We start from the raw sequence: 22,628 nt of genomic DNA on the forward strand, positions 1-22,628 counted from the left end.
TTGATCGACCTGAGCTCGTGCTCAGTTCTTCGTGCGCGTCACGACGGTGCAGGCCGAGTAGGTGCCGGGCTCAACCCCGTCGCTGCCGACGACGTCGATCTGGGTGGTCAGTCCCTTGGATGCGTCCTTGGGGTCGCAGGTGCCCAGGGACTTCCACGTGTCCTCGGTGACCGCCGCGGCATTGACCTCGTAGAAGGCGGTGAAGGTCATCATGGTCGAGGAGTGGGCGTACAGGGTGTCGTTCGTGGACAGGGGCATGGAGCCGTCGTTCTGGAGCGCGTAGTCGTCCATGCTGATCCACCACGGCGTGCCACTGCCCCACACGTACTTGAGGGTGAAGCCGGCCGGGACCGGGGGGTGCAGGACGATATTGGAGGTCTGTCCCATGGCGTCGGTGTTGTTGGTGAAGGTGACGGAGTAGCCCACCTTGACCTCGTAGGTGCCGGTGGGGGCGGCCTCAACTCCGCGATCAGTGGGCTGGACCTTCACCTCGCTGATGGGGCGGTCCTTGGTGTAGTCACTGGAGAAGGTCTGCTTGCCGGTGGTGAGTGCGGCCTTGACCCGGTTGCGTCCCGTGACGCCGGTCAGGTCGACCTGGCAGGTGATGTCCTTGCCCTGGGGGACCTTGGCCGTTCCGCTGGAGACGGTGAGGTTCTCGGCCGGTCCCGTGGCGGAGACGACCTTGCCTCCGAAGGAGGTCAGGTCGCAGGTCAGGGAGCCCACCTGGGCCTGTCCTCTGGTCCGGCCGGCGGAGATGGTGAAGTTGGACAGTGGGGTGGTGGAGTCGTTCCTGGCCGTCATGGTGAAGCGGGAAGTGTCCTTGACGGCGCCGTCGACCGCGACCTCCTGAGTGGACACGGTGGCGTGAGCCTCGCTGGCAGCGGGCTTGTGGGCCGTCGCGGTGGGCGTGAGAACCAGGCTGCCCGTGGAGGTCGTGATCTTCGGGTTGAAGGTGTAGTTGCGTGCATCCGCACCGGGAGCCGCCACCGTGGTCCCCAGGTCCAGGTCGACATAGGAGGTCTGGTCCCAGGCGGAGTCGAAGTTGACCTCATAGGTCAGGCTCAGGTGCTCAGGAGTGCAGGAAACGGCTGTGACCGAGCCGGCGCTGTCCCCGTGCTGGTTGTAGTACAGGTGGTCGAAGAAACCCAGGCCGGAGTCGGCCAGCTTCGATACGGGCTCGTCCTTGCCCCTGTCGATGTAGAAGGTACTGGTTCCCGCCACTCTGTCGCCGTCCGGGGAGGGGCAGGTCCAGGTCCACTGACCGGGCACGGAGTCGGCCTCAATGGTGACGGTGGTCGATGAGTTCGGGGCGACGGTCGAGGGGACTCGGACACCCCAGCTCAGGCAGCCCTCGGCACTGTCGGAGCCGTGGCAGCCGGCGCCGGCGGGATGGTAGCGCCCCTCCACGGTGATTCCTGTGTTCGGGGTGGCGGTTGGGGCGGCTGCGCTCACCGGAGCGGCGACGGCGCCGACGGTGAGCAGGGGAAGAGTGATGGCGACACCCAGGAGGCGCCGCCACGGATGAGCGGATGGGAGAGATGGGACGTGCATGAGCATGCCTTTCACTGAAATGATCGGAAGGGACGCCGACCGGTCCTTTAATATATCTCTGAATACAGTGTTATGGAAATGGCGAAGTGCTTCTTCTGCCGCGCTTTCCCTGCCTTCATGAAAGGAATAGACAAAGGTCGGTCGCGCCCAGTTTTCGGCGCAACCGACCTGTGTCGTTGTTCTTTGCAGCTCGTCTGCCAGACCTCGGCTATCAGTGCGGGCGCGTGGCCTCCTTCATCGTGGCGGTGAAGGTGACCAGGTCACTGCGCAACGCTCCGAGCGCGTAGTGACGACGCTCCTCGTTACCGCCTGCGCCGTTGTTGCCGCTGGCGGCCGCCACAATCTCGGGGGCGTAGCGCTCCACGATCTTGACCGTGGCCGATCCACTGATGGCGCCGTCAGCGCCGGCTGCGATGGCCTCGGCGACCTGCTCGGGCGTGGAGATCCCGAAGCCCAGCATCACCGGTGCGGCGGCGTCGGCGCGCAGGCGCTCCACCGACTCGGCGAGCCCCACGGTGGAGGAGGCCCGCTCGGTGCCGGTCACCCCCACCCGGGAGACGGCGTAGACGTAGCCGCGTGAGGCCGCCGCCACCGCGTCCAAGGTTTCGGCCGCGGCCGACGGCGGGGCGATGTAGACGGCGTCGACACCGGCCTCCTCGGCGGCCCGGCTGAAGGGGGCCGACTCGCGGATCGGGACGTCGGGAAGCAGCACCGAGTCGATGCCGGCCTGCGCGCACTCGGAGTAGAAGTGCTCCAGGCCCATGGCGAAGGGCACGTTGCCGTAGATGAGCATGCCGATGGGCAGCCACGGGTGGCGCCGGCGCACCCGCCGAACCACTTCGAGGCAGTCCTGGAAACCCACACCCGTGGCCAGGGCCCGCACATGCGCCTTCTGGATCGTGGGGCCGTCGGCGACCGGGTCGGTGAAGGGCACGCCGAGCTCGAGGGCGTCGGCCCCACCGGCGATGAGCGCCTCGATGACGGCCTCGCTGGTGTCCGGGTCGGGGTCACCGACCATGACGAAGGGGACGAAGGCGCCCTCACCGCGCTCCTTGAGGGCGGCGAACATCGCGGGATAACGACTCATCTCAGAACTCCTCATCCGGGCCGGCATCCGGGCTGGTGCCCCTGGCGGCGTTCAGACCCGCGTACTCGGTGCGTTTGCCCATCTGCTCCACCATGCGCGAGGCCCTGGCAACGGCGCCGTCAGTGGAGAAGGAGCCGCCCAGCCTCGCCTGCACCTGGTCGAGGTCCTTGTCCCCACGGCCGGACAGGCACACCAGCAGGATCGGGGGCTCGGCGCCGTCGGGCACCTGGCGGGCCATGGCCAGGGCCTGAGCCAGGGCGTGGGCCGACTCCACCGCGGGGATGATCCCCTCGTGGCGCGACAGCAGCCGGAAGGCCTCGATCGCCTCGTCGTCACTGATGCCCACGTAGCGGGCCCGGCCGGTGTCCGACAGCCAGGCGTGCTCGGGCCCCACGCCTGGGTAGTCCAGGCCTGCCGAGACTGAGAAGGACTCCTCGACCTGCCCCTCCGAGGTGCGCATGAGGTAGCTGCGCGCCCCGTGGAGGATCCCCACCAGCCCCTTGTTGATGGGGGCGCCGTGGCGGGAGGTGTCCAGGCCCTCACCGGCCGGCTCAACCCCGATGAGCTCGACCCCGGGGTCGTCGATGAACTCGGCGAACATGCCGATCGCGTTGGAGCCGCCGCCCACGCAGGCGATGACCGAGTCCGGCAGCCGCCCCGTCAGGCCCAGGACCTGGGCGCGGGCCTCCCGGGAGATGACCCGGTGGTACTCGCGCACGATCGTGGGGAAGGGGTGAGGGCCGGCCGCCGTGCCCAGCAGGTAGTGGGTGTCGGCGAAGGAGGCCGTCCAGTCGCGCAGCGCCTCGTTGACGGCGTCCTTGAGCGTGCCTGCACCACTGTCCACCGGTACCACCGTGGCGCCCATGAGCTCCATGCGCTCGACATTGGGTGCCTGACGCACGACGTCGGTGGCCCCCATGTAGATGGTGCAGTCCAGGCCCAGCAGGGCGCAGACCATGGCGGTGGCCGTTCCATGCTGGCCGGCGCCGGTCTCAGCGATGATGCGCCGCTTACCCATCCGCTTGGCCAGGAGGGCCTGCCCCAGAACCTGGTTGCCCTTGTGGGCGCCGCCATGGACCAGGTCCTCGCGCTTGAGCAGGATGCGGGCGTTGCCCTCCAGCGGCAGGTTGCGCAGCTCGGTGACCGCCGTGGGACGCCCCAGGTAGCGGGTCATGAGCGTCTCCAGCTCGGCGGCGAAAGACGGATCGGCCTGGGCGTCGATGAAGGCGTCCTCGAGCTGGTCCAGCGCCGGGATGAGCAGCTCGGGCACGAACTGGCCCCCGTAGGGACCGAAGAAGGCCGGCAGGCGCGGGTGGTGCCCCGTCTCCTGGCCGTCCCGGTCCAGGGCCGACGACGACGCCCCCTCACCCTGAGGCAGCGGTACCGCGGTGGCCAGCTCCCGAGCGGCCTCGGCCGGATCCGGGGCCCCGGACAGGGACGAGCCCACCAGGAGGGCGTCCACCAGGCCCGACAGGCGCCGCACGTCCTCGGCAGCGCCGACCCCCGACTCACCTACAAGCACCACCCCGGCCGGGGCCAGGGGAGCCATCTCCTCGGTGCGCGCCAGATCCGTCTCCAGGGTGCGCAGGTCGCGGTTGTTGATGCCGATGACCTCCGCCCCCAGGGCAGAGGCACGATGCATCTCCTGAGGCGTGGAGACCTCCGTGAGCACCTCCATGTCCAGGCTGTGGGCCAGCTCGGCCAGCTCGCGGTAGACGTCGTCGGGCACCACCGAGAGCATGAGCAGGACCGCGTCCGCCCCCAGGCTGCGAGCCGCCAGCACCTGGACCTCATCGACGATGAAGTCCTTGCACAGGACGGGCACGGCCACCACCTCGCGCACAGCCGCCAGGTCGTCGAAGGAGCCGTTGAAACGATCGGGCTCGGTGAGCACCGAGACCGCGGCCGCGTAGGGCGCGTACTGGGCGGCCAGCGAGGCCGGGTCGTAGTCGGAGCGTATGGTGCCGCGTGAGGGCGAGGCCGCCTTGCACTCCATGATGAGAGCAGGCTGCGGGCTGCGGCCCTGGCCGCTACGGGTGCGCAGGGCGGCCGCGAAGGAGCGCTGCGAGCGCTCCAGATCCTCGGCTCTCAGGTGCCCGAAACGGGCGCGCAGCTCATCGACGCGCTCGCGGCGCGCCTGGACGATCGAGTCCAGGACGGTGCCCGTGGCGATGAGACGCGCCTCGACCGGCTCACGGTGGGTGCGCTCGCCAGGACCTGCGCCATCGGGTGACGCGGCGGGGACGGGGGCGGTGTCGGGGGTGGTCACGGCTTCTCCTCAGGCCGTCTCAGTGGCGAGGTCACTGGCTTTGGTCATGGACTCCAGGTGGCGGGCCACGCCACCGGAAAGGATCTGCTCCAGGGCCGCCGCAGTGCCGTCGGCGAGGCTGTCGGCCCGGCCGGTGAGGTACAGCAGGGCACCGGCATTGACGGCGATCGCGTCGCGGTGGGTGGGCCGTCCCTCACCCGAGACGGCCTCGCGCAGCAGGCGGGCGTTGTCGGCCGGCTCCCCGCCCAGCAGGTCGGCCAGCTCGTAGACGGGCACCCCCAGATCCGCAGGCGTGACCTCATAGGCCCGCACCCCGTCGGGCGTCGCCTCACGCACAAGAGTGGGGCCGTGGACGGCGATCTCGTCCAGGCCCGAGCCGTGGACCACGAGCGCGCGCTCACGCCCCAGCTGGACCATGGCCTCAGCGATCATGTCCAGCATGCCCGGGTCCCACACGCCCATGAGCTGGAAGGTCAGGTGAGCCGGGTTCACCAGCGGCCCCAGGACATTGAAGATCGTGGGCGTGGCCAACGCCTTGCGCACCGGGGCCACGTGCCGCATCGCCGGGTGGTAGGCCTGGGCGAACAGGAAGGTGAAGTGGTCACGGGCCAACAGCTCGACCGCCGTGGCCGGCTCCACGTCCAGCGGCAGCCCCAGCTCGGCGATGACATCGGCCGCCCCCGTCTTGGAGGACACCGCCCGGTTGCCGTGTTTGGCCACCGCGACCCCCAACGAGGCGGCCACCAGGCCCGCCCCCGTGGAGATGTTGATCGTGCCCACGCCGTCGCCCCCGGTGCCCACGACGTCCACCAGCGGGAAGGACACCGACGGGAAGTCCCGGGCCACCTGACGGAAGGCGCTCGCGGCTCCGGCGACCTCCTGGGGCTCCTCACCGCGGGCGTGCAGCGCCGCCAGCAACGCCGCCGTCTCCACCTCGGACAGCTCGCCGGCGCCCAGGGCCGCGAAGACCGCGGAGGCCTGCTCGCGGCTCAGGCGCCGTCCCTGCACCACCTCTCGCAGCAGCTCGTGCGCCTCCTGCGCCGTGGCGGCAGGCGCGGCCTGCGCAGCGGCCGGGGCCGCGCTGTTGGTCTGACTCATCGGTCTGTAGCTCCTTCGCAGGTGGTTGAGGCTGGTCGAGCGCCCGGGGGTGATTCTGCCCGAACGGCGGCTCCGACGTCGGTATGTGCGGGCCGACGGGGCGCAGGTGTGGCTCAGGGGGTCCGGGCCAGGCCGGCGGTGACGGCCTTGAGCAGGGCCGGGCCCTGCGGGGTGAGGATCGACTCGGGGTGGAACTGCAGCCCGACCGCGGGCAGCGACCGGTGCCGGGCCGCCATGACGATGCCTCCGCTTGGGTCCACATCTGTCGGGGTAGTCCGGGCAAGGCTGACAAGTGCCTCAGGAAGTGTCCGCGTGCCCAGGGAATGGTAGCGGGCCACGTCCAGCGGACCGCCGTCGAGCACCGCGAAGGCCTCGTCCGCGCGTCCCGCCTCAGTGACCTCGACGCGGTCGGAACGGCCGTGGACCGGGCCGACCGGGGCGACCCGCCCGCCACAGGCCTCGACCAGGGCCTGGAACCCCAGGCAGATGCCCAGCGTGGGAATCGCCTCATCCAGGGCGGTGGTGACGAGCTCCATGAGGCAGCCCGACGTCGCCGGGTAGCCCGGCCCGGGGGACAGGCACAGGACCGGGCGCCGCCCTGCCTGGCGCTCGGCCTCGGTGGGCTCCAGGGCGGCGAGCACCCGGGAGGCCGGCACGTTGTTGCGGTAGACCTCGATCTGGGAGCCGAGGGTCGCGAACTGGTCGACGAGGTTGTAGACGAAGGAGTCGCGGTTGTCGAGCAGAACCACTCGAGCCGGTGCCGATGCCTCGGTACGACTCCTGGTGGCCTGCGCAGTGCTCTGGCTGCTGGTGAAGGGCATGGCTCAGGCCTCCTTCTCGGTGTGGCTGCCGGTCCGGCTGCCAGTCTGATCGATGACGAGGGCGGCGCCCTGCGCGGCGGCGACCGCCTCCAGGACGGCGCGGGCCTTGTGGACGGTCTCGGCGGCCTCGGCGGCCGGGGAGGAGGCCGCCACGACACCGGCCCCGGCCTGGACCAGGGCAGTGCCGGCAGAGACGAAGCCCGAGCGGATGACGATGCAGGTGTCCAGCTCGCCGTCACCGCGGATGTACCCCACCGAGCCGCCGTAGGAGCCGCGACGCACGCCCTCGGCCTGACGGATGAGCTCGGCGGCCCGCAGCTTGGGGGCCCCGGTGAGGGTACCCATCGTCATGGAGGCGCGGAAGGCATCCAGGGCGTCGAGGTCCTCAGCCAGCTCGCCGGAGACCTCGGAGACCAGGTGCATCACCCGGCTGTAGCGGTCCACGCGCAGCAGGTCCTGCACACTGCGGGTGCCCGGACGGCTGACCCGGGCGACGTCGTTACGGGCCAGGTCCACGAGCATGACGTGCTCGGCGACCTCCTTGGCATCGGTGCGCAGCTCCAGCTCCAGGCGGGTGTCACGCTCGTGGTCCACCGAGCCGTCGGGGTGCAGACCGCGCGGCCGGGTCCCAGCGATGGGGCGGATGGCGACCCGGCCGCTGCGCACCGAGTACAGCAGCGCCGACTCCGGGGAAGCGCCGAAGAGCTCGAAGTCCGGGGCGGCCAGGTAGAACATGTAGGGGCTGGGATTGGCGTGGCGCAGCACATGGTAGGCGGCCAGCGCATCGGGGCAGTCAATGGTGAAGCCGCGCGAGGGCACCACCTGGTAGACGTCGCCGTCGGAGATGTAGCCGCGCATCTCCTCCACGACCGCCTCGAAGTCGGCGTCGGAGACGGTGGGAACCGCGTGCAGGACGGGGGAGTCGGAGGAGACGACGCCACCGGCCGGTGCAGGTGCCTCAACGGCTGTGTCGGTGGCTGTTTCTGCGCTGTCGGCTGGGTCCTCGATCCCGTCGATGGCGGCGGCCAACGCCTCCATGCGCCGCTCCAGGTCGGTGGCGTCAACCGAGGCCCCCACCAGGGTCGCCTCCTGCGTGGGGTGGTCGACGACCAGGATGATGCGGGCGTCGTAGAAGAGGTAGTCGGGGCAGGTGTTGGCGCCCTGGGCCACCTCAGGCAGGGACTCGAAGGTGGACAGGTAGTCGAAGGCAAAGGCCCCCGCCTCCAGCGGCAGGTGGGGGTGGTCGACCTCGGCCCGGGCCAGGAGGCGCAGCGGCTCGATCGTGGACAGGGCGGTGAGCCGCTCGCGCTCCTCAATGGACGGGTCATCGTCGCAGATCGTGGGCAGGCTCAGAGTCAGCCGGCCGGGGCGGCGGTCGGTGACGTGCTCGGCCAGCCCCGCCTCAAGACGCGCCAGAGCCGCGAGCCCATCGGCTCCGGGGCCCGACCCGTCGACGGCATCCAGCGCCTCAGCCATCACGGTCCCGCCCCAGCACGTCAGCCTGGCCGAGGCCTCCAGGACGGCGACCGTGGTACGCGAGGCCTTGGTGGTGATGTCGGCGCTCTCCAGCAGGACGCAGTCCACCGGCCGTACGGAGCCGCCCTGCGCGGCCGGGCCCGCAGTGGTGCGCAGCAGACCGGAGTGCGTCAGCTGCTCCAGCAGTGCACCGCCGTCGGCGTGGTAGCGCACTGAGCGCGTCAGCACAGTGGGTGAGACAGTGGGCGAGGCGGCCGACGGTGCGGCCTTGGGGGCAGTGTCTGGCACGGAGTCTGGCACGGTGGGTGACATGGGGCCTCTTTCCTGAGATCGGGGTTCAGGCGGGCCTCTCACTCATGCGTCGGGCGGGCCCGCGGTGAGCGAGCCGGAAGGTCCTAACGCGTCAGGACGATGGCGGCTCGCCTCGAGGGGAGCCACCACCACTGGCAGTCACGGAACGCTGTCATGGCACCGAGGGTAGAACGAGGTCGTGACGTGACCAAATCGTCGGCCGGAGATGAGACGCCTGCCCGCACCTGTCGTGTGGTGTGCACAGGCATCGGTGCGGCTCAGGTGCTTGTCCGCGTCAGTTGCCCAGGTGGAGGGTTCTTCTGCCGGAGGTGGCACTGGGCTTGCTGCTGGGTTTGGCGCTCTTGCTGCTCGCCTCGGCGACGGCGGAGGCCGCGTTGACGATGCCGGCGCCGCAGGACTTTTGGTCGCACTTGGACAAGGGGGTAGCCGTGTTCTGCAGGATGGTGACGATCTCCGCAGTCTTCAGATCGGGGTTGGCGGCCAGCATCAGCGCGATGGTGCCGGAGACGTGGGGAGCCGCCTGACTGGTGCCCACCATGTCGGAGTAGCCGATGCTCCGAGGCGCTGTCTGCGACTCGTCGGTCGTGGACAGGATCTTGGGGCTGTTCTTGCCGCTGTCTCCACCGGGGGCGGAGATCTCAACGGTGTCACCGTAGTTCGAGAAGGACGAGCGGGTCCCGGTGCTCGTGGTGGCACCGACGGTGATGACGTTCTCGCAGCTGGCAGGGGCGGCGTTTCTGGCGTCCTCATTATTGTTGCCGGCGGCGGCCACGACGATGGAGCCGCGTTCGACGGCAGCATTGATGGCCTTCTGGTAGAAGCGGGGGCAGACGCGGGCGCCGCCCACGCTCAAGTTGAGGATCTGGGCGGGGTTCTTGTTGGCCGGTGCGCCGTTGACCTTGCCGCCTGAGGCCCAGGTGATGGCGTCGACGATGTTGGCGCTCTCGCCACCGCAACGGCCCAGGGCGCGGACGGGCACGATCTTGGCGTCCGGGGCGACACCCGCCACACCATCGCCGTTGTTCGTGTGCGCGGCAATGGTCCCGGCAACATGGGAGCCGTGCCATGATGACGGCCGGCCCCTATCGGCTCCGTTCGGGGCGGGGCACTCACCCGGTTCGTTCCAGTCGCCTTCGTCGTAGGGGGCGGCGTCGTAGCCGTCGTTGTCACGGGCTCTCTTGGCGTCGGAGATGAAGTCGTAGCCGGGCAGGAGCTGGCCCTCGAGGTCCGGGTGGTCGGTCAGGACGCCGTTATCGATGACGGCGACCGTGACTCCCTTGCCGGTGGACTGCGACCAGGCGTTGGTGGCGTTGATTCCGTAGGAGCTCGAGGTCATGTCCCACTGCTCGGAGAAGTAGGGGTCGTTGGGGACATTGCTGTCCTGGGTGGAGGTGTTGCCCAGGGCGGTGACGTGCAGATCGGGCTCGACGGCCTCGATGCCGTCGGCGGCCTCGAGTGTGGAGATGAACTCCTTGACTTGATCCACGGTGAGCTTGTCACTCAGCTTCACGGCAGCCGTGCTCATGGCGTGAGCGGTCACGCTCTCCAGCTTGACCGAGAACTTGCCCGCGGCGGCGGTCAGTGTCTCCTTGTCCTTGGCGGGCAGAGAGTTGAGGACGTTCTCGCCGTAGGCCTTCGCGGAGACGATGACCTTGCCCGCCGCCGAGTTCTCGGCGTAAGAGATGATGAAGCGGTCGCTGGGCTCGGTGACCTTCGCCGCGTTGCCGTGGGCGGAGGCCGATGCCGCGGCGGTGGCTTTGTGTCCGCCGAGGACTCCGGCGCGAACCAGGCCGACGGCGATGAGACCGACCGTCGCGATGGAGGCGACGACGATGAGCAGGACGCGTTTTCTGCTGAGGGTCATGGTGGGGAGGCTTTCGGTAGGGACGTCTCGGGACAGAGAGTGCACAGGACCCCGGAATGCGACGATTCTGGCATGAGACGGCGGAAAACTCCCACCGGTGAGTGTGGGGAGGCCTCTCCAGCGACGTTGGGGCCGGAGCGGCTCGGGTCAGACGCGCTCGCGGCGCCCGCCGCCCTGGCCACCGCGCATGACCCGACTGCGGCGAATGACCACGACGAGCACCAGGGCCGTGAGCATCAGGAGGCAGATGAGACGGCCTGTCGGCCCAGTGAGCCAGGCCGTCAGGATTGCCATGCCGATGGTCGTGTAGACGGCGGCCCAGGCGATCGCCCCGGCGGCCGTGGCCGCCACGTAGCGGCGCAGCGGCATGCGGGCCACTCCCGCGGAGAGCTGGATGACGCTCTGGATGCCGACGGTCAGGAAGGACACCGGCACTGCCAGCACGCCCCAGCGCGCCGACCACGCCTGGGCGCGGGCGTACACGGGGGACTCGAGCAGCGAGACCCACCGGGTGCGCGCGGTCCCCGCCGTGATGCCCCGGCCGATCCAGTACATGGTGTGCGAACGCATCATGGCCAGGCACCAGAAGAACAGGAAGACCCAGGGATAGGGCAGGGAGTGGATCCGTTCCAGCATGCGAGGAAGGCTAGCCTATGAGACAGAACTGTCACATCTCTTTTGTGTGACAGTACTAACACAATTTCTGATGCAACGATATTGTCTCAACGTGGTTATTTTGAGGATAACTGTAAGTAAATGGAGATGTGGTGGTGGAAGCTCGGGTGCCATTCGGGTATGCGCAGGAGGAGTTGGCTCGCCGCAGCGAAGTTATCGGGAGGTGGATAGGCGCAGTGGAATCCGGTAATCGCATCGGTGCGAAGTGTGAGAATATGTATGCTTCGCTTTGGGTGCTGGGGTGGGGCAAGCTACACTCCCTACAAGGGTGCTCAGAACCGAGGAGTAGTTGTGGATTCTGAGGACGCTAACAATCGACTGACGGCCATAATATTAGTGCTGGTTATGAGTCTTCGGGTAGGTGAGGGGGCGTTGTCTCAAGGTAGTTTCACTGTTCTGAGTTTAATGTATGTCCCCAGATTGTAGGCGACTCATCACTGTTCTGTATCGGGCGCTCGAGGGGATGCGTTTCAGTGCTCCATCTCCGGTTGGGGGTAACTATGGAGTTAGGTCGCAGCCGATGTTGGTTTTCCGACCAATATGCAGTGATCTGAGGTCTGGAGGCTAGTTTTGCTTAGCTTAGTTATTTGAGATTGCTTAGAGTGTTTAGTGAAGGAGTATTCTGTATGTTGTGGGTGGGTCAGGTTATTGAGCTAATTCGACGTATAATCCGGGCGACGTGGGGTAAGGTTAGGAAATTTGTAATTGTTATTTTCAAGCCTCGGCGATGGGGATTGTTTGGGGCCATCGTGTTTTGGGTGATTCTGGCTATTGCCGCTTTCACTGTGTTGGGCTGGATATGGGGGAATGGGTCATATTTTTCCTTGCATCGAATTCTTGTCAATTGGGTTGGCGATGAACTGCGAACTGAGCCTTTCGAGCGTGTCAAGGTTTCCTTGACCATGATTGGCGGTATCGGCGCCGTGGGGTACTTAGTGATAAAATATCGAGAACGCGCCGGCGTGGAACATAATGAGGCTGATGTCAAGTTTTTGTCTGCGGTTCAGCAACTCGGTAGTGACTCGCCTCAGGTTCGGATTGCGGGCGTCTATTCTCTGGCGGATTTGGCTGACACCTATGGCAGTTCTTACCATCAGCGTGTTGTCAACATTCTATGCGGCTACTTACGTGTCGAGCGAGGATGCTGGAATTCTCCTGATGGTGTCGAGGTGCGTAGTCATGAGGTCAAAGACACTTCCGGACTATACTATACAACGAATGATGGTCCAGTGGAGTCTACTATTTTAAATGTGCTAGCGCGCCATCTCCGTAAAGGAAGGGTCGATTCACATCCTCGCTTTCAGGTCAAGCAAGATGTCGCCGACGATCAGTTATGGTGCGACTGCGAAATTGATCTGCATGGTGTCCATTTCACCGAAAGAGTTCGCCTTTGGGGAATCACGTGTCGCTGGTTGAATGCTAGCGGGGCGCATTTTCATAATTATCTAGATTTGGGGATGTCGACATTCACTGAAAGTGCCTCATTTTATGGCGCAGTATTTTCTGGTGACGCTCGGTTTTCGCGCGCAAGATTTCGTGCGTTCGCGAACTTTAACATGGCAACATTTAGAGGTTGTGCGAATTTTTCGAAGGCATTCTTCCAGGGAGATACGCGTTTCCGTGATATCAAATATGAAGAGTGTGGGTGTGGTGATTTTGGAGGGGCGCGATTTAATGTCGCGTACTGGCATACCGATCCTCCAATTTTCCGAGTGGAGTCGCCGGGAAAATTTATCTCAGAACTGCCTTGTGGGGCTGTGTGGGCAGATTTTTCTGGTGAGTCCGCTTTGGAGGTTGATGAACCGGAAGTGTGGTGTCGCGAGAATAGGAGTCGGGATAAGCTGTGGGGTTGACGTGTGTTGGCAAAGTTTGGGTGCGTATGTATGAGGGCGATGTTTAGAAATTGTTTGACGTTATGGGTGCGTGAGCAAGGAAAGAAGATTCCTGTTTCCTGTTGTGCAGATAGAGTTTACGTGTGCAGTTCAATGTCGTTCCTCGATGCTGTCTTCGGTTGCTATCGGCAGGTCTCCGTGCAGTTCAGAGTGGCCGCACCTCACACTGCGGGTTGGCCCGGCGGGCTGGGGCGGTGGGCCGCCGTCGTGGGAGACTTGGGCCAGACCCATGCCGGATATGAGGAAGAGCCAGGAACCGATCTCCGTGTCACCGATCCCCACACCAAAGCAGATGACCAGCGTCCAGCCCGCCGCCACCGAGCAGGCCCGGCTGCGCAACTTCTGCATCATCGCGCACATCGACCACGGCAAGTCCACCCTGGCCGACCGCATGCTCCAGGCCACCGGCGTCGTCCAGCCCCGAGACATGCGCGCCCAGTACCTGGACCGCATGGACATCGAGCGCGAGCGCGGCATCACCATCAAGTCCCAGGCCGTGCGCATGCCCTGGTCCATCGAGGGCGACGACGGCGTCACGCGCGCCTACGCGCTCAACATGATCGACACCCCCGGGCACGTCGACTTCTCTTACGAGGTCAACCGCTCCCTGGCCGCCTGCGAGGGCGCGGTCCTCCTGGTCGACGCCGCCCAGGGCATCCAGGCCCAGACCCTGGCCAACCTCTACATGGCCATCGAAGGGGACCTGACCATCATCCCGGTCCTCAACAAGATCGACCTGCCCGCCGCCGAGCCGGAGAAGCACGCCGAGGAGATCGCCTCCCTCATCGGCTGCGACGTCGACGACGTCCTCAAGGTCTCGGGCAAGACCGGCCAGGGTGTGCCCGAGCTGCTCGACCGGATCGTCGAGACCGTCCCGCCCCCGCACGGCGACCCCGAGGCCCCGGCCCGCGCCATGATCTTCGACTCCGTCTACGACACCTACCGCGGCGTGGTCACCTACGTGCGCGTCGTCGACGGCGCCCTCAAGCCCCGCGAGCGCATCGAGATGCTCTCCACCAAGGCCGTCCACGACCTGCTGGAGATCGGCGTCATCAGCCCCGAGCCCACGCCGTCGGCCGGCCTGGGGGCAGGCGAGGTCGGCTACCTCATCACCGGGGTCAAGGACGTGCGCCAGTCCAAGGTCGGTGACACGGTCACTTCCGCAGCGGCCCCGGCCGACGAGCCCCTGTCGGGATACCAGGACCCCAAGCCCATGGTCTTCTCCGGCCTGTTCCCGGTGGACGGCTCGGACTTCCCGGCCCTGCGCGACGCCCTGGACAAGCTCAAGCTCAACGACGCCGCCCTGACCTACGAGCCGGAGACCTCCGTGGCCCTGGGCTTCGGCTTCCGCTGCGGCTACCTGGGCCTGCTGCACCTGGAGATCATCCGCGAGCGCCTGGAGCGCGAGTTCAACCTGGACATCATCTCCACCGCACCCTCCGTGGTCTACGAGGTGACGATGGAGGACCGCAGCACGCACACGGTGACCAACCCCAGTGAGTTCCCCGAGGGCAAGGTCTCCTCCGTCTCCGAGCCGGTGGTGCGGGCAACGATCCTGACCCCCAGCGAGTTCGTGGGCACGGTCATGGAGCTGTGCCAGTCGCGTCGCGGCACCATGCAGGGCATGGACTACCTTTCTGAGTCGCGCGTGGAGATGCACTACGTGCTGCCGCTGGCCGAGATCGTCTTCGACTTCTTCGACGCCCTGAAGTCGCGCACCCGCGGCTACGCCTCCCTGGACTATGAGGCGGACGGCTCCCAGGACGCCAACCTGGTCAAGGTCGACATCCTGCTCAACGGGGACAAGGTGGACGCCTTCAGCGCCATCGTCCACCGCGACTCGGCCTATTCCTACGGCGTCATGATGACCAAGCGCCTCAAGGACCTCATCCCGCGTCAGCAGTTCGAGGTCCCCGTGCAGGCGGCCATCGGCACCCGCGTCATCGCCCGCGAGACCATTCGGGCGCTGCGCAAGGACATGCTCGCCAAGTGCTACGGCGGTGACATCACCCGTAAGCGCAAGCTGCTGGAGAAGCAGAAGGAGGGCAAGAAGCGCATGAAGGCCATCGGACGGGTCGAGGTGCCCCAGGAGGCCTTCATCGCGGCCCTCGGTGCGGACACGCCCACCGGTGCCAAGCCGGGCAAGTAGCGCAGCTGGCGGGCACGAGCAGGACTGAGTAGGACCGAGTAGGACTAGGACGGCACCGGCGGACGACGGAAGGACGGCTGCGGACATGAGTGATACGAGCAGGCAGACCACGATTGACGCTGCCCTGAGCGACGACGGCTCCGGGCTGGTCCTGACCCGGGAGCTGGCCCGGGTCCTGGGCGAGCCCCACGCCGGCGCGGACGGGCGCCACCAGGACGAGCCCTCACCGTTCCACGACGGCGACCTGGTGGGGACCGTCGGCGCGGTGTGCACCGTCAAGGAGATGCGGCCCGACGCCGGTCCGGCAGGCGTCTCGGCGATCCACAAGGGCGCCGTTGACGGGCCGGTTGAGGTGAGCCGGACCGGGATCGTCACCGACAGGCACGGGGACCGCGCCCACCACGGGGGCAGTGACAAGGCCCTCTACGTCATGAGCGCCGCCGAGCAGCGGCACTGGTCCGAGGTCCTGGGAGGTATTGAGCCGGGGCGGCTGGGGGAGAACCTCCTCATCGAGGGCGATATCGACGATGTGGAGATCGGCGCGATCCTGTCCATCGGCGACCCGAGCAACGGGGGACTGCGGGTCAGGGTGACCGGCGTGCGCAACCCGTGCGCCACCTTCGCCCGCGGTGTGGGACGTGCGGACTGGGTGGAGGTCTTCTCGGCGCGCAACCGGGTGGGCGTCTACCTGTCGGTGCTCACCGAGGGGGCGGTGCAGACCGGCGACGAGGTGCGCGTGGTCTCCTCCCCGGGGCACCGGGTTACCTGCCGGCGCTGGTTCGCCCACCACGACCCGCGCGACGCCCAGGGGCTGCTCAACTCCGAGATCTTCGGCAACTGCGTCATCGCCGACTTCACCAAGAAGTACGTGCGGGCCGCCGCCCACGAGCGGGTCGGCTGACGGTGCCGCTCAGTGCCCGACGGCCCCGGGCAGACGGTTTCGAGACCTCACAAACGTAAAGGACGCAAGGCTCCGCATGGCTCAGCACCACCCGCCCCGCTCCCACGCCATCCACTCCAGGGTGCGTTCCTTCTCGCGTGCCGGCGGCAGGCTGCGTCCCGTCCAGGCCGAGGCCCTGGCCCAGCTCGGCCCCCGCTACGTGGTCGACGTGCCGCGGGCCGACGCCGTGCGTACCGTGTCCCCGAGCTTCCGCCTGGAACCGGAGAAGGTCTTCGGGCACGTGGGTCAGGTGCGGCCACTGATCGTCGAGGTCGGCTCGGGCAGCGGTGAGGCGCTCCTGGCTCATGCCGCCGCCCACCCGGGGGTGGACTACCTGGCGGTGGAGGTCTGGGAGACCGCGATCGCCCGCCTGGTGACTTCGATCCACCGTCAGGGCCTGCACAACGTGCGCGTCGTCCCCGCCGATGCCTCCCAGCTGCTGGCCACCGCCCTGCCGGTGTCCTGCGCCAGTGAGGTGTGGGTGTTCTTCCCCGACCCCTGGCGCAAGCCCCGCCACCGCAAGCGCCGTCTGGTGACCACGGCCTTCGCCGACTCGGTGGCGCGGGTACTGCGTCCCGGCGGGGTGTGGCGCCTGGCCACCGACTGGGCGGACTACGCCTGGCAGATGCGCGACGTCATCGAGGCCGTGGCGGCGCTGCCCACCGGCCTGCGTCCGGACATCACCCTGCCCTACTTCCGGCACGACGACGCCGGCGCCCGCCCCGACCTGGGGGCCGAGACCGCCGAGGAGGACAGCCTGGGCAACGGCCTGGATGCGGGATCCCCCGCGGGCGTGCGCGGCGGGTGGTCGCCCCGCTACGAGGGGCGGGTCATGACCCGCTTCGAGCAGCGGGGCCTGGATGCCGGGCGCACGATCCGCGACCTGACCGCAGTGCGCACCGAGGCGGCCTGGATCCCCGAGCGGGGCGCCTCCATGCTGGATCACCTCGAGGCCGAGGGACAGGTCTGGAACCACGTGGAGTCCCAGCCCTGGCGCCTGCGTGAGGGACGCGGCGACGGCCTGCTGCACCCGGCGGACCGGTCGTGAGCGCAGCTGCCAGGCTGCCCCGCCGGGCCTGGCTCATGGTCATCGTCGCCGGCTTCCTCGGGTTCTGCGCGGTCCTGCGGGCACCGGTCGGCGTCATCCCGCCCCTGCTGACGCGCCTGGGGCAGGACCTGGGGATGGGGGAGGTGGCGCGCGGCGCACTGACCTCCGTGCCGATCCTGTGCTTCGGGCTGCTCACCCCGCTGGCCTCGATGGTGGTGCGCCGTGTCGGCATCAACACCGCGGGTCTGCTCACCCTGGGGATGGCTCTGGCCGGGGCGCTGCTGCGCTCGGCCGGCACCACCTGGGCGGCCTTCGCCGGAACCGTCATCATCGGGGCGGGGCTGACGGTGGGCAACCTGGTGGCGCCCATGGTCATCGGCCGCGACTTCTGGCACCGCACCTCACTCATGACGGGTCTCTACTCCTCGACCTGCAACGTCATCGTCACCGCGGCCACCGCCCTGGCCGTACCGCTGGCCCTTGTCATCGGCTGGCAGGGCTCGGCCGCCGCCTGGACTGCGATCCCGGTGCTGCTGGCCGGCGCCATGTGGCTGTGGGTCTTCCCGCCCGGCAGCCAGGCGCCCCGGCGGAGCCTACGGGAACGGTCGGGGATGACCTCATGGGTGACGGAGCGCTCCTTGGCCCGTCCGACGTCGTCGACCGGTGCCGCCGTCTGGAGACGCCCCCTGACCTGGGTGATGGCGGTGGCCTTCGCGGCCCAGACCTTCTCCTACTACGCGATCTCGGGGTGGCTGCCGACGGCCCTGGTCGACGAGCTCTCCATGAGCGAGTCCGGTGCGGGAGTGGCCGCCTCCGTGTTCTCCCTGCTGGGAATCGTGGGACCCCTGCTGGTCCCGGTCATGTTCGAGGCACTGGGGTGGCCGGCCAGCAGGGTCCTGGGCATCATCTGCGCCTGCTGGCTCATGCTGCCGGTCTGCCTGACGGTGGCCCCCGCCTACTGGCTGGTGCCCTGCATGTTCTCCGGCATCGCGCACGGCGCCTTCTTCGCCGCCCTGTTCACCCTGGTCATCCGCCGCTCGGAGTCGGTTGACCAGAACCGCCGGACCACCGCCGTCATCCAGACGACCGGATACTGCCTGGCCGCCACGGGGCCGGTGGTGATGGGCTGGGTCCATGAGCACAGCGACGGCTGGGTGGCCCCTTTCGCCATGGTCGTGGGGGTACTGGTGCTCATGACCGTGTGCGCCCAGATCGTGGCCCGCGCCGGCGACTCCGGCAGGTCTGGGCCGGCCATTCCCGCCGGCGTCCTGTCCGGCGACGACGAGCAGGCCGAGCAAGGCGGCGACCAGTGAGCCCGGCCCAGCCAGTGGGGGAGCCCCTGCCGGGGATGGGGGAGCTGCCGGCGCAGGCGGCCGCCTCCGCACCGGACGGCAGTGAGCGCCCGTTCTCGGTGTACCTGCACGTGCCCTACTGCCGAGTGCGTTGCGGCTACTGCGACTTCAACACCTACACGAACCTGACCATGGGGCAGGGCGCCTCGGCCGAGGACTTCGTGGGAACCCTTGCCGGCGAGCTGCGCGCCGCCCGCCGCGCCATGGACTCTGCGGGCCTGCCGGTGCGCGCCGCGCAGACCGTTTTCGTGGGCGGAGGAACCCCCACCATGCTGCCCGCCGCCGACCTGGTGAGCATGCTGGAGCTGGTGCGCGAGTGCTTCGGGCTCGCAGCCGACGCGGAGGTGACCACGGAGGCCAACCCGGACTCCGTGGACGAGGCCGGCCTGGCAGCCCTGGCTGAAGGCGGCTTCACCCGCGTCTCCTTCGGCATGCAGTCGGCCATGCCCCACGTGCTGAAGGTCCTGGAGCGCACCCATGAGCCCGCCCGGGTGCCCCGCGTGGTGGACTGGGCGCGACGGGCGGGCCTGAGCACCTCCCTGGACCTCATCTATGGGGCGCCGGGGGAGTCCGCCGAGGACTGGCAGCGCTCACTGGACGAGGTGACCCGCATCGGCCCGGACCACGTGAGCGCCTACGCCCTGGTCATCGAGGAGGGCACTCGCATGTGGGGGCAGGTCCGCCGCGGGGAGCTGCCAATGCCCGAGGACGACGACGAGGCCACCAAGTACGAGATGGCTGACGCCGCCCTGGGGCAGGCCGGCTACGAGTGGTACGAGATCTCCAACTGGGCGCGGCCCGGCTCCGAGTGCCGCCACAACCAGGCCTACTGGCTGGACTGGGACTGGTGGGGCGCCGGGCCTGGAGCCCACTCCCACCTGGGGGACGTGCGCCTGTGGAACACCAAGCACCCGGTCGCCTGGGCCGGGCAGATCGCCACCGGACACCTGCCCGTGGCCGGACACGAGGTCATCGACGCCGACTCCCGCGAGCTGGAGCGGATCATGCTGGGTATCCGTTTGCGCGAGGGCATCGAGCTGGCGAGTCTCGGGAACCGGCCGGGCGGCCCTTCAGCGGAGTGCCCTGATGCGGGCCGAGCCACCCCACCGCACCTGGTGCCCGTCGTGGCCGGTCTCGTCGCCGATGGACTCCTCGACGGCGGAGCGGTTCTGAGGGGCCGTGCGGTCCTGACCCTGCGCGGCCGTCTCATGGCCGACACCGTCACCCGCGCCCTGACCCAGTGAGTCTGTAAAGCGGCGACTTCTGGCTGCACGTCATTGACGGCACCTGCGCTACTCGCCGTCCGACAGCATGTAGGCCTGAATCGCCCGGAACAGCTCAGGCGACAGCTCCACGTGGCCGAAGCGCAGCTTTGGCGCTACCTCGCTCCAGCCCGGCAAGGTGCGCAGGACATCAAGCGGGACCTCTCGTACCTGTGTCTGCCACTCGATGTCACGTCGGTACGGAACGAAACCGGGAAACATCTCGTACTGGTAGACCTCGTCCCCGATGACCACTCCACAGGCAGTGATCGCCTGACAAGGACGGCGTGACCTGAACTCCTGCTTCGGTGAGTAGTAGAGGATGTAGTCACCTCTCTCCATACGTCGAAGCGGTGCCTTCTTGCCATGGCACAACTGGCAGAACCCGCCAGCCACACCCAGAGCCACATGGTCCTTGGAAGCAATGCCAAGCCAGTATCTCAATGTGCTGTCCTTCGTTCTCGTCGTGTCGGGCTCAGCCTGCGTGCCGATGAGTGGCCGGCTGGCGGCTGGGGCTCAACCGGCCACTCACCGGCGTGATCGGTTCTGGTCACGACGCCTTCTCGTGAACGGTAATGGCGTAGCCGTCCGGATCGGCGAAGGTGAATGTCAGGCCGAAGGGGCTGGGAGCAGGATCGGCCAGGATTGCTGTTCCTGAGGCCTCGAGCGAGTCGTGCAGTTCCTGAACCGTGTCGCAGTGCAGCCAGAGTGCCACCCCGAGACCGGGACGGGGTGCCTCAGAGAGATCAACTCCGGGCAGGGGCTCGCGAACCGCGAAGGGGATCGGCGTTGTGGTGAAGAGGATGGCGCCAGGAGGTGAGGCCGGGGCGCGGCGCAGTCCCAGGGCGTTCTCGTAGAACTCCGCGGAACGTTCGAGGTCGCTCACCTGCAGGGCGATGAAGTCGGGGCCGGTGACGGTCATGGAGATCTCCTCTCAGACGATGTATGTCAGGTTTCTGACATGTCGAGAGTATGTCAGAATACTGTCATGAGTCAAGGCGACCCCCGGAACCTCCTCGGCTATCAGCTCAAGCATGTCCAGGCTGCGCTTCGCGCGCGTATGGACGAGGCCCTCCGACCTCTGGGGCTGAGTGCTCCCCAGTACCTCTGTCTCGAGCTGCTCAGTCGTGCCCCGGGGGCCTCGACCTCCGACCTTGCCAGGGAGGCCTTCGTGACCCGTCAGACCATGAGCACGCTTCTGCGGAGCCTGGTTGACCGCGGGCTGGCTCAGCGTGCCGCCCAAGCATCTTCCGGTCGCGCGCTGCCTGTGCGGCTCACCCCTGAAGGGTGGGACCTCCTCAGGGAGGCGTCGAGGGTGACGGTGGAGGTTGAGCGGGTCATGATTTCACCGCTTAGTGAGTCCCAGTTGCGCGCGGTGCAAGAGGCGCTCTCGGTCTGCATCGCTGCCCTTGAGGAGTGAATCCGTGAGTTGCAGGGAGATTCTCTCCGTCGCGCTGAGCCGGTGAGGCGGAGTGGTCTGACGGCAGGTCAATACCCGGGCGGAATCGAAAGGGGTAGTTATGTCGATGACACCTGGGCTGCTGGTCCTGCTCAGGGTGTCTGTGTGTCATCTCGACCGGCCGGCTTCTGCTTTTGAGTAGTTCATTTCGCTGCCCGCCATTCTCGCTGGCGCGCGGAGGGCATCTCCTGGGCGCCACCACGGAGGTCGTCTTCGAGCCCTACTCAAGTAGGAAGAAGGTCCCTGCCGCGAGCAGGCAGGCGCGGGCCGCTCACGATCTGCCGCTGCTGATGCAGTGATATTTCCAGTGTAGTGCCAGGGAACTGTGCCAGTCTGACTGGATGACTACTCCACAGTATCCAGGTTACCCAGACGACGGTTCCCAGACTGGTGGCGTCCCTCAGGGAGCAGGTACCCCCGGCTACGGGCCGCAACCAGGCTACGACCCCCAGGCCGGGAGCGTTCCGGGCTACGGGGCACAGCCCGGCTACGGGGCCGGCCCTGACCCTCAACAGCAACCCGGCTATGGCCCTCAGCCCGGGGCGACGCAGGGATATGGTCCTCAATCCGCTGCCGGTCCTGACTACGCCTCCCAGCCGGGGGCGGTCCCGGGCTACGGTCCCCAGCCCGGTATGGGTACCGGTGGAGGAATGCCTCCTTATCCTCCAGGTGCGATGGGAGGGGCGCCGCTGAGCGTCGGTGACGGCATGTCCTGGGCGTGGTCCAAGTTCAAGGAGAATGCGCTCATTCTCGTTGTGGGGATGGGCCTGTGGACTGTTCTTTCCAAATTCACTGTAGAGGCCTACTACAATGTCAACGGAGAGGAGCACGGCTTCAGCCTGGGAGTTCCCTACGGAAACTACATCGCCTTCGCTATTGGCCTCTTTGCTAGTATCGTGACCACTCACATGGCGATCAAGGTGGCTACTGGGAGGCCCTTGGCCTGGGGTGACCTGTTCACTTTCCCGAACTTCGGTGCGAGCCTTCTCGCGGCTTTTCTCACCTGGCTCGCCACGTCCGTGGGCGTCCTTCTGTGCGTTGTTCCGGGCATTATCGCGGCCTTCCTCTTCTACTATTCGGTGTACTTCACCGTGGACAAGGGGATGGACGGCATTGCCGGAATGAAGGCGTCCTGGGCCACCCTGTCCAGTCATGTCGGAGAGCTCATCCCCTTCGCCCTGACCGGAGCGGGCCTTTACCTTGTTGGCGTGCTGACAGTGTTCGGCTGGCTGGTGACGGTCCCGCTGGTGATGCTCCTGTCCGCCTACTCCTACGTGCGCATCCAGGGCTACGACGTCGTTCGCTGACCTCATTTCTTCAGGTCCCCTCCGCGCCCCGCCGGCTCCAGCCGGCGGGGCGCGGACTCGTTGCGA

General features: G+C 67.4%; 18 protein-coding genes. 8 read left to right on the top strand and 10 right to left on the bottom strand.

The features are described 5' to 3' along the window. Positions 1-21 precede the first annotated feature (21 nt). The 8 genes from HW274_RS05290 to HW274_RS05325 form a co-directional block, all read right to left on the bottom strand. Positions 22-1,551: a hypothetical protein gene (locus HW274_RS05290; RefSeq protein WP_260679195.1), complete on the bottom strand. Its 1,530-nt coding sequence runs from the start codon at positions 1,549-1,551 to the stop codon at positions 22-24. Between the two features lie 211 nt (positions 1,552-1,762). Further along, complete coding sequence (gene trpA, locus HW274_RS05295; protein WP_185989375.1) at positions 1,763-2,638, bottom strand: tryptophan synthase subunit alpha; 876 nt, start codon at positions 2,636-2,638, stop codon at positions 1,763-1,765. A gap of 1 nt (position 2,639) precedes the next feature. Further along, positions 2,640-4,907 (bottom strand): tryptophan synthase subunit beta, encoded by a 2,268-nt coding sequence (gene trpB / locus HW274_RS05300; protein ID WP_185989376.1) that lies wholly within the window; start codon positions 4,905-4,907, stop codon positions 2,640-2,642. Positions 4,908-4,916: 9 nt separating this feature from the next. Beyond that, positions 4,917-6,005 (bottom strand): anthranilate phosphoribosyltransferase, encoded by a 1,089-nt coding sequence (gene trpD, locus HW274_RS05305; protein ID WP_185989377.1) that lies wholly within the window; start codon positions 6,003-6,005, stop codon positions 4,917-4,919. 113 nt (positions 6,006-6,118) lie between these two features. Beyond that, positions 6,119-6,826 carry an aminodeoxychorismate/anthranilate synthase component II gene (locus HW274_RS05310; RefSeq protein ID WP_185989378.1) on the bottom strand — a complete coding sequence of 236 codons (708 nt, stop codon included), beginning with the start codon at positions 6,824-6,826 and terminating at the stop codon, positions 6,119-6,121. Positions 6,827-6,829: 3 nt separating this feature from the next. Beyond that, the gene (locus HW274_RS05315; protein WP_185989379.1) at positions 6,830-8,614 is read right to left on the bottom strand and encodes an anthranilate synthase component 1; all 1,785 of its coding nucleotides are present in this window, start codon (positions 8,612-8,614) and stop codon (positions 6,830-6,832) included. A gap of 274 nt (positions 8,615-8,888) precedes the next feature. Continuing rightward, positions 8,889-10,478, bottom strand: coding sequence for a S8 family peptidase (locus tag HW274_RS05320; RefSeq protein WP_185989380.1), 1,590 nt, complete (start codon positions 10,476-10,478; stop codon positions 8,889-8,891). A gap of 147 nt (positions 10,479-10,625) precedes the next feature. Then, positions 10,626-11,114: a DedA family protein gene (locus tag HW274_RS05325; RefSeq protein ID WP_185989381.1), complete on the bottom strand. Its 489-nt coding sequence runs from the start codon at positions 11,112-11,114 to the stop codon at positions 10,626-10,628. A 797-nt stretch (positions 11,115-11,911) separates the two neighbouring features. Here HW274_RS05325 and HW274_RS05330 point away from each other — a divergent pair. The 6 genes from HW274_RS05330 to hemW all read left to right on the top strand — a co-directional run bounded on the left by HW274_RS05330 (position 11,912) and on the right by hemW (position 19,778). Continuing rightward, positions 11,912-13,006, top strand: coding sequence for a pentapeptide repeat-containing protein (locus tag HW274_RS05330; RefSeq protein WP_185989382.1), 1,095 nt, complete (start codon positions 11,912-11,914; stop codon positions 13,004-13,006). A gap of 304 nt (positions 13,007-13,310) precedes the next feature. Further along, the gene (gene lepA, locus HW274_RS05335) at positions 13,311-15,194 is read left to right on the top strand and encodes a translation elongation factor 4 (protein ID WP_313902167.1); all 1,884 of its coding nucleotides are present in this window, start codon (positions 13,311-13,313) and stop codon (positions 15,192-15,194) included. Between the two features lie 85 nt (positions 15,195-15,279). Next, positions 15,280-16,095, top strand: coding sequence for an MOSC domain-containing protein (locus HW274_RS05340; protein ID WP_075253966.1), 816 nt, complete (start codon positions 15,280-15,282; stop codon positions 16,093-16,095). A gap of 76 nt (positions 16,096-16,171) precedes the next feature. After that, the gene (gene trmB / locus HW274_RS05345; RefSeq protein ID WP_185989383.1) at positions 16,172-17,182 is read left to right on the top strand and encodes a tRNA (guanosine(46)-N7)-methyltransferase TrmB; all 1,011 of its coding nucleotides are present in this window, start codon (positions 16,172-16,174) and stop codon (positions 17,180-17,182) included. Continuing rightward, positions 17,179-18,495 (top strand): CynX/NimT family MFS transporter, encoded by a 1,317-nt coding sequence (locus HW274_RS05350; protein ID WP_185989384.1) that lies wholly within the window; start codon positions 17,179-17,181, stop codon positions 18,493-18,495. The genes trmB and HW274_RS05350 overlap by 4 nt, the downstream gene beginning before the upstream one ends. 35 nt (positions 18,496-18,530) lie before the next feature. Then, on the top strand, positions 18,531-19,778 hold the full coding sequence (gene hemW, locus HW274_RS05355) for a radical SAM family heme chaperone HemW (protein ID WP_218638305.1): 1,248 nt from the start codon (positions 18,531-18,533) through the stop codon (positions 19,776-19,778). 48 nt (positions 19,779-19,826) lie between these two features. Here the strand turns inward: hemW and HW274_RS05360 are convergent, their stop codons facing one another. Both HW274_RS05360 and HW274_RS05365 read right to left on the bottom strand, forming a co-directional pair. Beyond that, positions 19,827-20,240: an EVE domain-containing protein gene (locus HW274_RS05360; RefSeq protein WP_075253989.1), complete on the bottom strand. Its 414-nt coding sequence runs from the start codon at positions 20,238-20,240 to the stop codon at positions 19,827-19,829. Between the two features lie 106 nt (positions 20,241-20,346). Beyond that, positions 20,347-20,718, bottom strand: a complete 372-nt coding sequence (locus HW274_RS05365) for a VOC family protein (protein WP_070660505.1) — start codon at positions 20,716-20,718, stop codon at positions 20,347-20,349. A 66-nt stretch (positions 20,719-20,784) separates the two neighbouring features. Between HW274_RS05365 and HW274_RS05370 the strand changes: the two genes are divergently transcribed. Further along, positions 20,785-21,216: a MarR family winged helix-turn-helix transcriptional regulator gene (locus HW274_RS05370; protein ID WP_075253971.1), complete on the top strand. Its 432-nt coding sequence runs from the start codon at positions 20,785-20,787 to the stop codon at positions 21,214-21,216. A 713-nt stretch (positions 21,217-21,929) separates the two neighbouring features. Continuing rightward, positions 21,930-22,562: a hypothetical protein gene (locus HW274_RS05375; protein ID WP_185989385.1), complete on the top strand. Its 633-nt coding sequence runs from the start codon at positions 21,930-21,932 to the stop codon at positions 22,560-22,562. Positions 22,563-22,628: the final 66 nt, after the last annotated feature.

This window comes from Actinomyces sp. oral taxon 169, from assembly GCF_013394715.1.
In the GTDB taxonomy this organism is placed as follows: Bacteria; Actinomycetota; Actinomycetes; order Actinomycetales; family Actinomycetaceae; genus Actinomyces.